Annotated in this window: 9 protein-coding genes; 7 read left to right on the top strand and 2 right to left on the bottom strand. The window is 74.7% G+C overall.

The window, feature by feature from the left end:
* The first annotated feature begins 60 nt into the window (after positions 1 to 60).
* From AB0912_RS25525 to AB0912_RS25515, 3 genes are all read left to right on the top strand, one after another.
* Positions 61 to 1,038, top strand: a complete 978-nt coding sequence (locus AB0912_RS25525) for a dienelactone hydrolase family protein (RefSeq protein ID WP_366703585.1) — start codon at positions 61 to 63, stop codon at positions 1,036 to 1,038.
* 379 nt (positions 1,039 to 1,417) lie between these two features.
* A complete protein-coding gene (locus AB0912_RS25520) occupies positions 1,418 to 3,655 on the top strand; it encodes a LuxR C-terminal-related transcriptional regulator (RefSeq protein WP_366703583.1) in 2,238 nt (745 codons plus the stop codon).
* Between the two features lie 114 nt (positions 3,656 to 3,769).
* Positions 3,770 to 5,242, top strand: coding sequence for a helix-turn-helix domain-containing protein (locus AB0912_RS25515; RefSeq protein ID WP_366703581.1), 1,473 nt, complete (start codon positions 3,770 to 3,772; stop codon positions 5,240 to 5,242).
* 300 nt (positions 5,243 to 5,542) lie between these two features.
* Here AB0912_RS25515 and AB0912_RS25510 read toward each other — a convergent pair whose 3' ends face one another.
* Positions 5,543 to 6,160 carry a dihydrofolate reductase family protein gene (locus AB0912_RS25510; protein ID WP_366703579.1) on the bottom strand — a complete coding sequence of 206 codons (618 nt, stop codon included), beginning with the start codon at positions 6,158 to 6,160 and terminating at the stop codon, positions 5,543 to 5,545.
* Between the two features lie 114 nt (positions 6,161 to 6,274).
* Here AB0912_RS25510 and AB0912_RS25505 point away from each other — a divergent pair, with 114 nt between their 5' ends.
* Together AB0912_RS25505 and AB0912_RS25500 are read left to right on the top strand one after the other, a co-directional pair.
* On the top strand, positions 6,275 to 6,862 hold the full coding sequence (locus AB0912_RS25505) for a helix-turn-helix domain-containing protein (RefSeq protein WP_366703577.1): 588 nt from the start codon (positions 6,275 to 6,277) through the stop codon (positions 6,860 to 6,862).
* Positions 6,863 to 6,896: 34 nt separating this feature from the next.
* Complete coding sequence (locus AB0912_RS25500) at positions 6,897 to 8,345, top strand: MFS transporter (RefSeq protein ID WP_366703672.1); 1,449 nt, start codon at positions 6,897 to 6,899, stop codon at positions 8,343 to 8,345.
* Positions 8,346 to 8,572: 227 nt separating this feature from the next.
* Here the strand turns inward: AB0912_RS25500 and AB0912_RS25495 are convergent, their stop codons facing one another.
* Entirely contained in the window at positions 8,573 to 9,208 is a 636-nt protein-coding gene (locus AB0912_RS25495) for a TIGR03085 family metal-binding protein (RefSeq protein WP_366703575.1), read from the bottom strand.
* 269 nt (positions 9,209 to 9,477) lie between these two features.
* Between AB0912_RS25495 and hisI the strand changes: the two genes are divergently transcribed.
* Together hisI and AB0912_RS25485 are read left to right on the top strand one after the other, a co-directional pair.
* Positions 9,478 to 9,879, top strand: a complete 402-nt coding sequence (gene hisI / locus AB0912_RS25490; RefSeq protein ID WP_366703574.1) for a phosphoribosyl-AMP cyclohydrolase — start codon at positions 9,478 to 9,480, stop codon at positions 9,877 to 9,879.
* Positions 9,880 to 9,890: 11 nt separating this feature from the next.
* A complete protein-coding gene (locus tag AB0912_RS25485; protein WP_366703572.1) occupies positions 9,891 to 11,378 on the top strand; it encodes an anthranilate synthase component I in 1,488 nt (495 codons plus the stop codon).
* Positions 11,379 to 11,469 lie beyond the last annotated feature (91 nt).

Genomic DNA, 11,469 nt, shown 5'->3' with positions numbered 1-11,469 from the left:
CCGGCAGCGTTCCGGGCGCGGTACGGGTCCGTCGTCCCTCACCGAGAGGACGCACCTACCGTGCAGCAGAACCGCACACTCCCCGCCGCGTCCGGCGGCCCCGCTCCGTCCGCCCGCCGACCGCACCGGCTCCCGAGCCGGCTGACGCGGGCCTGCCTCGCCGCGCTCCTGGCCGCGGGTGGCCTCGTCGCCGCGCAGGCCACGGGAGCGCAAGCCGCAGGCGCACCGGCCGTCTCGGCACCGGCCGTCGCCGCCAACCCGTACGAGCGCGGCCCCGCCCCGACGAACGCCAGTATCGAGGCGACCCGTGGGTCCTACGCCGTCTCGCAGACCAGCGTCTCGTCGCTCGCGGTGTCCGGCTTCGGCGGCGGCACCGTCTACTACCCGACCTCGACCAGCGACGGGACCTTCGGCGCGGTCGCCATCTCCCCCGGGTACACCGCGTCCCAGTCCTCCATCGCCTGGCTCGGGCCGCGGCTCGCCTCGCAGGGCTTCGTGGTGTTCACCATCGACACCCTCACCACCCTCGACCAACCGGACAGCCGTGGACGGCAGTTGCTCGCCGCGCTCGACTATCTGACCCAGCGCAGTTCCGTACGGACCCGGATTGACAGCACGCGCCTCGGGGTGATGGGCCATTCCATGGGCGGTGGCGGCACGCTGGAGGCCGCGAAGAGCCGCCCCTCGCTCCAGGCGGCCATCCCGCTCACCGGCTGGAACCTGGACACCACCTGGCCGGAGATCAAGACGCCGACGCTGATCGTGGGCGCGGACGGCGACACGATCGCCCCCGTGGCCACGCACTCCGAGCCCTTCTACCGGAGTCTGCCGAGCACGCTCGACAAGGCGTACCTGGAGCTGCGGGGTGCCACCCACTTCACCCCGAACAGCTCCAACACGACGATCGCGAAGTACAGCGTTTCGTGGCTGAAGCGGTTCATCGACAACGACACCCGCTACGAGCAGTTCCTCTGCCCGCTGCCCCGGGCGTCCCTGACGATCGCCGAGTACCGGGGCAACTGCCCGCACACCTCCTGACCCCCGGCCCCTGACCCCTGACCCCGAGCCGCACCGCAGGACCCCGGACGGGTTCTGCGGTGCGGCTCGGGGCCGGGGGGCTTGTGCCGGTGCACAAGCCTTGCGCCCCGCGCCTGGGAGGCGGCCCATCCGGGCACCCCGCCGACCCCTGTTCACGCAGGTCACAGGGGGTTCTGGTGGGGGCGGGGGCGGCTGGACACGGGTCTTCCGCCGTCGTTTACGCGGAAGTAACGTGACGGTCGTGAAGGGAAACGCGACTGCGCGAAGTCCACTCCGGACAGCGGGCCGGAGCGCCTTACCGCCGGCCCCCGAAGGCCCGGCGAACGAACCGGGCCGGAGCTGTGGCTCCGGGGAGCCGGATGCCGGTGTGGGGGCGGGGGTGGCGGCTGTACGGAGGCCGGGGGGCCGGGGCAGCGGGGTCGGCCGGGACGGTCAGGGTTGCCTGGGCGGCGAGGTCGACTGGGAGGGTCAGGGTTGCCGGGGCGGCCGGGACGGTGAGGCCTGCCGGGACGGCGGAGACGGTCAGATCGACGGGGCCGATCTGGGCGGCTGGGGTGACCGGTCCGACTGGGGTGACCCGGACGACCGGGCTGCCTGGTCCGGCGGGGATGACCGGGGCGGCCGGTCCGACGGGGACGACCGTGCCCACTGGCCTGACCAGCCCGACCAGCCCGACCAGCCCGACCAGCCCGACCCGGAGGGCCGGGACGACCGGAGTTGTGCCGAACTCCGGTATCCGTTCGGCAGGTTGGTCGGGTCGCGCGAAGCGACGGCCGTATACGACTCGGGCTCCGGCGGCTGCCCTTCCGCCCCGTCCGCTGCCCAGGCCGGTATCCGGCCCGTCCCCGAGGCCAGCGCCCCGTCCGCCGTCCAGGCCGGCATCCGGCCCATCCCCGAAACCACCGCCCCGCCCGCCGGTCCCGCGACCGACGCCAGTGCGCGGGCTCTCCGGCTCGTCGACGCCGCCGAGCGGGCCCGGCTCGCCGGACTGCCGTATCGGGCACGGGAGTTGCTGGCGAGGGTCGACGGCGAGGGCGTGTCGGATGCCGTGCGTGGTGCCGTCCAGCTGGTGAACGGGCGGCTCGCCCTTCAGGACGGGCCGGTGGCCGATGCCCGTGAAGTGCTGCTGCTGGCGGCCGAGTTGCTGGCTCCCGCCGATCCCGCCCGTGCCCTGGCCACCCGGCTCGCCGCGATGGACGCGGCCTGGGCGATGGGCGACGCGGCGGCCTTCCTGGAGGTGCTGGACCCCGGACCCGGACCCCGAGGCGCCGGGGAGCCGGAGGACGTCGGCGGGCAACAAGCCGTCGTGGGGCCGGAGATGGCGGGCGCGGGCCGCGTGTCCTGGCGGTCCGAGGCCGGCGCGCCGGGTTGCCGAGGGGACGCCCGGCCGGAGGCGGACACATGGGTGGCTGCCTACCGGGCGGGGATGGCCGAGGTCATGCGCGGGCGGCCGGCCGCCGGACGGGAGCGGTTGCGGGAGGTGATCGCCGGTGCGGGTGCCGCCCGGAGCGCCGCCGGCCCCGAGGCCCTGCTGCTGGCCGGGGGAGCCGCGCTCGTCGCCGGTGACCTCCCCGCCGCCTGCCGGGCCAACTCCCGTGCGCTCGCCGTCGCCAGGGCCCGTGGACCGTACCTCCTGGTCGCCCAGGCGCTGGAACGCCTCGCCTACGGCGAACTCCGCGCCGGCCGGCACGCACGGGCCCGCGCCCACGCCGAGGACGGCCTGCGCACCGCCCTCGCCGGCGGACAGAGCAACCTCGCCGCCCACCATCACGCGATCCTCGCGCTGGTGGCCTCCGTCGAGGGGTCCCGGGAGGCCGTCGCCGAGCACGCCTCCGCCGCCGAACGCGTCGCCGCCCCGCACGGTCTCGCCCAGGCGAGCACCCTCGCCCAGTGGGCGAGGGCCCGCGCCGACCTGGCGTCCGGCCGGCTCCCGGAGGCCGCCGCCCGGCTCGGCCCGCTGGTCGGCGCCGGGCCGCGCCGTGGCCACTTCGCCGTACGGATGCTCGCCGTCCCCTGCTTCGTGGAGGCGGCGGCCCGCACCGGCCGGACGGAGGAGGCCCGTTCGGCGGTGGCCGAGTTCACCCGGTGGGCCGCGCAGGGCGCCGACCCGCAGGCGCCCGCGCAACTCGCCCGGTGCAGAGCCCTGTTGAGCGAGGGCACCGCGTGCGAGCCGCTGTTCACCGCCGCGCTCGCCCAACACGACGCGGTCACCGGCGACTTCGAACGCGGCCGTACCCAACTCCTCTACGGGGCCTGGCTGAGACGGCAGCGCAGACCGGGGGAGGCCCGGGGCCGTCTGCGGGACGCGCTGGTGTCCTTCGAGCGCGGCGGGGCGCTCGGCTGGGCCGCTCAGGCGAGGGCGGAACTGCGCGCCACCGGCGACGCGTCCCCCGCCGAACCGGCCGGTCCGCTCGCCCTCCTGACGCCCCAGCAGTTACGGATCGCCCGCTGCGTCGCGGAGGGCGCCACCAACCGCGAAGTGGCGCTGCGGCTGTCGGTGAGCCCCCGCACCGTGGACCACCACCTGCGCAATGTGTTCGCCGCCCTCGGGGTCCGCTCCCGCGTCGAACTCTCCCGCTGGGTGGACCGGGCAGAGAAGACCGCCGCACACCCCTAGGTACCGACTGGGCGGTATGTCATCCTGCGGGATCAGGAGGTCCGGACACCCGTGTGCCGCGCGTCGGCCGCCGGGTCCGGCCGGGCCGCGAGCCGACCCCGGTGGAGGACAGCGATGCAGCACCTCGTACCCGCCCACGGCCGGCCCCTGCCCGGACGGCGGCCCCCGGAACCGGGCGCGCGCTCGTCCGTCGACGCGGAGGCCCTCTCGGTCCTGCACCGCGCCGCCCGCGCGCTGATGGCCGGGCTGCCCGAGCTGACCGAACGCCTGATGACCCTGCTGCGGGAGCGCGAACCCGCCTACCGCACGGCCATGGAGACCGATGTGGACAGCGTGCGCGAGGAGGTGCGGCGGTCGTTGCGGCTCAACGTAGGCTCCCTGATCCGGCCCGGCGAACTGCGCGAGGACGCCCGGCGCTGCTCCTGGGCCATCGGCCGGGCGCGGGCCGAACGCGGGCTCCCGCTGGACGCCCTGCTGCGGGCGTTCCGGCTGGGCGGCGGCATGATCTGGCAGGAACTCGTGGACGAGACGACCCGCCGTCACCCCGCCGACGCCCGCCTGCTCGTCCATGTCGCCGCCGACGTCTGGAACTTCGTGGACGACCACTGCGCCGTGGTCGCCGACGCCTACCGGCAGACCGAGCGCGAGCTGATGTGGCGCAGGGAGAACCGGCTGCGGCTGATGACGGCCGCGCTGCTCGACGGCACCGCGCGGATCGCCGACCTGCCCGCCACCGCCGCCGCGCTCGGCCTGCCCGAGCAGGGAAGATACGCGGTGGTCCTGGCCCGCCTCCCCGCCGGCCGGGCCTTCACCGAGGCGCGGACCCAGGTGCGCGTCTCCGGCCTGCGCGTCCTCTGGTACCGCGACCGTGACCGGGCCGGCGCCGGCAGCTACGGCATCGTCCTGCTCGGCGGGCACCCCCACGACGGGGACGAACCCGGCCACGGCCACGAGACCGGGCTCCTCGTCGACCCCGGCGCCGGACCGGCGTACGACGACCCGGGAACCGGCCTCGGCACCAGCCCCGGCCTCGGCACCGGCCCCGGCCTCGGCACCGGCGCCGATGGCGGAGACGGTGACGGCCGGGACGAGGGGCACCCCTGGACGTACGGACTCGACGTGGACGCCGGGGAGATCGCCCGGCGGCTGACCGCCCCGCCCGTGGCCCGGGTCGGGGTGAGCCCCGTGGTGGAGGGCCTCGCGGCGATCGGAGACGCCCGCCGCCTCGCGGACACGGCGCTGCGGGCCTGTCCCCGGTCCGGTGGCACCGTCGTACTGGAGGAGCACCTGCCCGCCGCGCTCGTCGTCTCCGCTCCCGCCCTCGGCGGGGCGCTCGCCGAGCGGGTTCTCGGGCCGCTGCTGCGGCTGGACCCGTCCGACCGGGACCTCATGCTGGACACCCTCACGGCCTGGCTTGCCTGCGACGGTTCCGCCCAGCGGGCCGCCGGCCGGCTCTACTGCCACCGCAACACGGTCCTGAACCGGCTCCGTCGCTGCGAACAGCTCACCGGCCGCTCCCTGACCCGCCCGGCCGACGTGGTGGAACTGTCCCTGGCCCTGGCCGCGCACACCCTGCTCGACCCATAGAGGCCCTTGGCGTACCCGGGCTCCCTGGACGTATCCGGGGCACCCTTGGCCGTGACCCGCGTCAGCTTCCGGTCGTGTCCGCACGCACCTCTGGCCGTGCCCGCGCGAACCTCCGGCCGTGCCCACGCGACACGCACCGCCCCTGTCCGAGCGCGAGCATCGCCTCGGCCGGCTCGCCGGCCGCCGTGCCGGGGGGAGAGCATCGTCGTCCCGCCGGCGAGGAGGACGAGCGGGGCGTCGTCGTCACCGAAGGACTCGATGCCCAAGGCGACCCCGGTGGCGTCGACGGTGGTCATCGGGTCACCGCAGGACGTCGTAGGTCAGGTGCGTCGCCGTCGATGTCGGGGTCACGCGCCGCTGGACCAGCGTGCGCGGCACCGCGCCCGTGAACAGGGGAGTCCCGGAGCCCAGGACGACGGGCGCGAGGTGCAGCGTCAGCACGTCGGCCAGGCCGGCGTCGAGCGCCGAGCCGACGGTGGCGCCCCCGCCCATGAGGACGACGTCGAGGTCCTTGCCGCTGTCGGCCGACGCCGCCTCGGCGCGCCCGCGCGCGGCGGTCACCGCGTCGGGCAGGCCGGTGGTGACGAACGTCCAGTCGAGGTCGGTGAGCCGCACCGACTCCGGCGGCGAACTCGTCACCACGACGAACGCGGGCTTGCCGACCTCGCGGGCGCCGTAGCCGACCGTGTCGTTCCAGCCGTTGGGCCCGTCGACCAGGTCGAAGAGGTGGCGGCCGAGGACGACGGCGCCCGACCGGGCGGTGGCCTCGCTCAGAACCCGGCGGTCCTCGGGGTCGTCGGAGAACGCCCAGGTGTGCAGGGCGTCCCCACCGGTGCCCAGACCGCCGACCGGGCCGGGGTCGGGCCCGGTGACGAAGCCGTCGAGTGAGACGGAGATGTCGGCCACGATTCGCGTCATGTCAGGGCAGACCTGATCCTCGGCCGAAACTCATCGCTCGCGGTCCGGCAGACAGGAAAGGAAAGTTGCGCAATATTCATTGCGCAACTTTTCTTTCGTATCTACGGTGGAGCCATGACACGCAAGGAAGACCGGCGGATCAGTGACCTGGGGACGCTCAAGGCGATCGCCCACCCGCTCCGGATGCGGCTCTACCGCGCCCTGCACGTCGCGGGCGCGGCCACCGCCTCCCAGCTCGGTGAGCAGGTCACAGAGGCCCCGTCGCTGGTCAGCTACCACCTGCGCAAGCTCGCGGAGCACGGACTGATCGAGCCCGCCGAGCCGCGCAGCGGAGACGGGCGCGAGCGCTGGTGGCAGCCGGCCACGGAGGGCCTGAGCGTCCACGACGAGGACTTCCGCAGCGCCCCGGAGACGGCCGCCGCCCACACCGCGTTCGCCCGGCTCCTGGTCGACCAGCGGGCCGACCTCTACCGCCGCTATCTGGACGAGCGGCACGCCTGGAGCCCCGAGTGGGGCACCGCGGCCTCCGACTCCGAGTCCACCCTGCGGCTGACCCCGGCCGAACTGGCCGAGCTGAACAAGGAGTTGCTCGCCGTCATCAGGAAGTACGACGAGAAGGGCCGTGCGGAAGAGGCGGCCGGTGACACCGAAGGGCGCGAGAACGTCGCGCTGCACACGTACGGCTTCCCCTTCCGCCCCTGACCCCGAGAGGACCCGGCCCGTGACCACCACCGTCATGGCGGCGCCCGCCCCGGCCGCCGAACGGCCCGCCCACCGCGACGGAAACGTACTGCGCTGGCTCGGCGCCTACACGGCGTCGATGATCGGCGACAACGTCTTCTACATCGCCCTGTCCTGGGCGGCCGTCCGGTCCGGTACGCCGTCTCAGGCGGGGCTCGTGATGGCGGTCAGCGCCGTGCCGCGCGCGTTGCTGATGCTGGGCGGGGGAGTGGTCGCCGACCGGTTCGGGCCGCGCCGGGTGGTGATCGGCAGCGACGCGGTGCGCTGCGCGGCCGTCCTGACCGTGGCCGCGCTGCTCTTCACGACCGGCCCGGGGCTCTGGCCGCTGGCGCTGCTCGCCGTCGTCTTCGGCGCCGTCGACGCCGTGTTCATGCCCGCGGTGGGCGCCCTTCCCGCCCGTATCACCGGCCGGGACCAGCTCACCCGGGTCCAGGGCATGCGCGGTCTCGCCGTCCGCTTCGCCAACGTGGTGGGCGCGCCGCTCGGCGGACTCGGGGTGGCCCTCGGCGGTTCGGCGACGGCGTTCGCGCTCGCCGGGCTGCTCATCGCGGTGTCGGTGCCGCTGCTGGTCTCCGTCCGGATACGGGAGCCGGCCGGGGAGGTCACCGGAGGAGATCACCAGCCCGACGGGCATGCGGACCCCCGCGAGCGCGGGGCGGAAATCGACGGTCACGCGCGCGGGGAGGAAAACGGCGGCCACGCGCGCGTGCCCGGGGGCGGCGGTACGGACGGTTCCGGGGCCATGCCTCAGCGGCAAGAGCGGGAGGCGCGGCAGAAGGGGCGGGAGGAGCAGGACGGGCAGGACAGGCAGGAGGAGCGACAGGCGGCCCGCGCGACCGCCTGGCGGGACCTGCGCGACGGGCTGCGCTACATCCGCGGCCACCGTGTCCTCGCCCCGCTCATCCTCGCCATCGCCCTCGGCGACCTCGGCTTCGTGGGCCCCCTGAACGTCGGCCTGGCCCTGCTCGCCGACCAGCGCGGCTGGGGCGCGTCCGGCATGGGGCTCGTGGTCGCCGCGTTCGGCGTCGGCGCGGGAGCCGCCGCGCTGCTGCTGGCCTGGCGGGGCACGTTGCCGCGCGCGGGGAGTGCGGGTGCCGCGGCGCTCCTGGGCGGCTCGGTCGCCATCGGCGCGCTCGCCTTCGTACCGGGGGTGGGCGCGGCCGTCGGCGTGGCGCTCGCCATCGGACTGCTCGCCGGGCTCAGCGGCGCCCTGTGCGGCGCGCTGCTGCAGACCCAGTCCGACCCCGCCTACCTGGGCCGGGTCACCGCGGTCGCGGGCATCGTGAGCCTCGGTGTCGCGCCGCTCAGCATGCCGCTGACCGCCGCCGCGATCGGCTGGTGGGGGACCGGTCCCGTCTTCGTCGCCAGCGCGGCGGTGTGCGGCCTCGGCGGGGTGGTCGCCCTGGGCGTACGGGACCTGCGGCGGGCCGAACTGCCCCGCTGAGGCCGGCCGGGCGGCGGCCCGGCGTGTCGGTCACGTGGCGCCCCGCGGCCCGGCGGCCCGGCGTGCTGGTCACGTGGCGTCCCGCAGCCCGGCGCGTTGGTCACGTGGCGTGCCGCGGCACGGCGTGCCGGATACGTCCGTTGCCGCGGCCCGGCGTGTCGGATACGTCCGTTCCGCAGCCCGGCGTGTCGGTCGCAAACCGTGCCACCGCCCCGCCTGGCGGCGCCTCAAAGGCCCAGTTGCTTGCCTTCCCGGAGCCGGGTGATCGCCTCCTTGTCGCCGTCGAGTTCGACGTCGGCGACAGCCTTGCGGCCGTAGGCGAAGAGCAGCAGCTCGGAGGGCTCGCCGGTCACGGTGACGACCGGGGTGCTCTTGTTGAGCACCGTCGTCTGGCCGTTCGGGCGGCGCAGGACCACGCCGGTCGGGGCGCCCCGGCCCATCAGCCGGGCCGTGCGGTCCAGCCGGGACCACAGGGCGTCCTGGAACACCGCGTCCAGCGGTCGCGGGGTCCAGCCGGGCTGGGCGCGCCGCACGTCCTCGGTGTGGACGTAGAACTCGACCACGTTCGACGCCTCGTCGATCTGCTTCAGGGAGAACGGCGAGAACCGCGGGGGTCCGGTACGGACCAGCTGGATCAGTTCCTCGTAGGGCTTCCCGGCGAACTCGGCCATCACCCGGTCCAGGCGCGGGGCGAGCTGCTTGACGAGGAGACCGCCGGCCGCGTCGGGGCGGCGCTCGCGGACCACCACGTGGGCCGCGAGGTCCCGGGAGTTCCAGCCCTCACACAGGGTCGGGGCCTCCGGGCCCACCGCTTCCAACAGGTCGGCGAGAAGGAGTCGTTCACGCTTCGCATGGGTCGACATGCCAGCCAGCCTACGACCGCCCGGCCCCTCCGCCCACCACGAGCCGCCCCGGATCGCCCCGGTCCGCCCCGGTCCGCCCACGGACGGCCACCGGGTCCGGTCCCTCGGGGTCCCTTGGACGGCATCGGCCTTGCCGGTGGACATGTGAACCCCCGCCCCCGGGATCCCGGCCGGCCCACGCCCCCCCGGCGCGCCCCTGTGGACAACCCCCCGTTCCGGCCTGTGGACAGTGGGCTGGTGTGTCCGGTGGGGGCGGCACAATGGCCTGCATGACCCGTACGCCTCCGTCCAGCCGCCTTGATCCCGAGATCGCCGCCCGCCTCAAGCGTGGTGCCGACGGGCTCGTTCCCGCCATCGCGCAGCAGTACGACACCGGTGAGGTGCTGATGCTGGGCTGGATGGACGACGAGGCGCTGCACCGCACCCTCACCACGGGCCGCTGCACCTACTGGTCGCGCAGCCGCCAGGAGTACTGGGTCAAGGGCGACACCTCCGGGCACGTCCAGCACGTGAAGTCGGTGTCCCTGGACTGCGACGCCGACACCGTCCTGGTCCGCGTCGACCAGGTGGGCGCCGCCTGCCACACCGGCGACCGCACCTGCTTCGACGCGGACGTGCTGCTCAAGGACACCGGCGGCACCGATTCCGGTGTACCGGCCCGGGATCAGTAAGGTCAGCCGCCATGGACCTTGAGACGTTCCGCAAGCTGGCCACCGACCGCCGTGTCATCCCCGTGAGCCGCAAGCTGCTCGCGGACGGCGACACACCGGTCGCGCTCTACCGCAAGCTGGCCGCCGAGCGCCCCGGCACGTTCCTGCTCGAATCCGCGGAGAACGGCCGCACCTCCCTGTCCTGGTCCCGCTACTCCTTCGTGGGCGTCCGCTCCGCCGCGACCCTCACGGAGCGGGACGGACAGGCGCACTGGCTCGGCACCCCGCCGGTCGGCGTCCCCGTGGACGGCGACCCGCTCGCCGCGCTGCGCGCCACCATCCAGGCGCTGCACACCCCGCACGGCGAGGGCCTGCCCCCGTTCACCGGCGGCATGGTCGGCTATCTGGGCTACGACATCGTGCGCCGCCTGGAGAAGATCGGCCCCGGCGAGCGCGACGACCTGAAGCTGCCCGAGCTGACCATGCTGCTCACCAGCGACCTGGCCGTCCTCGACCACTGGGACGGCTCGGTCCAGCTCATCGCCAACGCCATCAACCACAACGACCTGGACACGGGCGTCGACGAGGCCTACGCGGACGCGGTCGCCCGCCTCGACGCGATGGAGGCCGACCTCTCCCGCGCGGTCTCCCAGCCGCCCGCCGCGCTGCCGCCCTCCGAGCTTCCCGAGTACACCGCGCTGTGGGGCGGCCCCGACTTCCAGGCGGCCGTCGAGGACGTCAAGGAGCGCATCCGGGCCGGCGAGGCCTTCCAGGTCGTGCCCTCCCAGCGCTTCGAAACGCCGTGCACCGCCAGCGCGTTGGACGTCTACCGGGTGCTGCGGGCGACCAACCCCTCCCCGTACATGTACCTGTTCCGCTTCGACGGGTTCGACGTCGTCGGCTCCTCCCCGGAAGCCCTCGTCAAGGTCGAGGACGGGCAGGCGATGGTGCACCCCATCGCGGGCACCCGGCCGCGCGGCGCCACCGTCCAGGAGGACCAGGCCCTCGCCGACGAGCTGATCGCCGACCCCAAGGAGCGCGCCGAGCACCTCATGCTCGTCGACCTGGGGCGCAACGACCTGGGACGGGTCTGCGAGCCCGGCTCCGTCGAGGTCGTCGACTTCATGTCCATCGAGCGCTACTCCCACGTGATGCACATCGTCTCCACCGTGACCGGCACGGTCGCCGCCGGCCGCACCGCGTTCGACGTGCTGACCGCCTGTTTCCCCGCCGGCACCCTGTCCGGCGCGCCCAAGCCGCGCGCGATGCAGATCATCGACGAACTGGAGCCCTCCCGGCGCGGGTTGTACGGCGGCTGCGTCGGCTACCTGGACTTCGCGGGCGACTCCGACACCGCCATCGCCATCCGGACGGCCCTGCTGCGCGACGGCACGGCGTACGTCCAGGCCGGCGCCGGCATCGTCGCCGACTCGGTCCCGGAGGCGGAGGACGAGGAGTGCCGCAACAAGGCGGCGGCGGTGCTCCGCGCCGTCCACACGGCCAACCGCCTCGGCCACTAGGGCGTGTCGTTTGGATCATGTGGCGGGTCGCGGGGCAGGGCACGCACTCCCCCAAGCTCTTCGAGCAGGGGGTACCCCCAGCGGCGTTGTC

Origin of the sequence: Streptomyces sp. NPDC007084 (genome assembly GCF_040703595.1) — a bacterium.
GTDB lineage: Bacteria > Actinomycetota > Actinomycetes > Streptomycetales > Streptomycetaceae > Streptomyces.
This window is presented reverse-complemented; position numbering and strand designations above follow the sequence as displayed.

Bases quoted from the DNA above. Each gene is read 5' to 3' on its own strand.
- AB0912_RS25485 (WP_366703572.1), top strand. From the start codon at position 9,891: ATGGACCTTGAGACGTTCCGCAAGCTGGCCACCGACCGCCGTGTCATC.
- AB0912_RS25505 (WP_366703577.1), top strand. From the start codon at position 6,275: ATGACACGCAAGGAAGACCGGCGGATCAGTGACCTGGGGACGCTCAAG.
- AB0912_RS25495 (WP_366703575.1), bottom strand. From the start codon at position 9,208: ATGTCGACCCATGCGAAGCGTGAACGACTCCTTCTCGCCGACCTGTTG.
- AB0912_RS25510 (WP_366703579.1), bottom strand. From the start codon at position 6,160: ATGACGCGAATCGTGGCCGACATCTCCGTCTCACTCGACGGCTTCGTC.
- AB0912_RS25515 (WP_366703581.1), top strand. From the start codon at position 3,770: ATGCAGCACCTCGTACCCGCCCACGGCCGGCCCCTGCCCGGACGGCGG.
- AB0912_RS25500 (WP_366703672.1), top strand. From the start codon at position 6,897: ATGGCGGCGCCCGCCCCGGCCGCCGAACGGCCCGCCCACCGCGACGGA.
- hisI (WP_366703574.1), top strand. From the start codon at position 9,478: ATGACCCGTACGCCTCCGTCCAGCCGCCTTGATCCCGAGATCGCCGCC.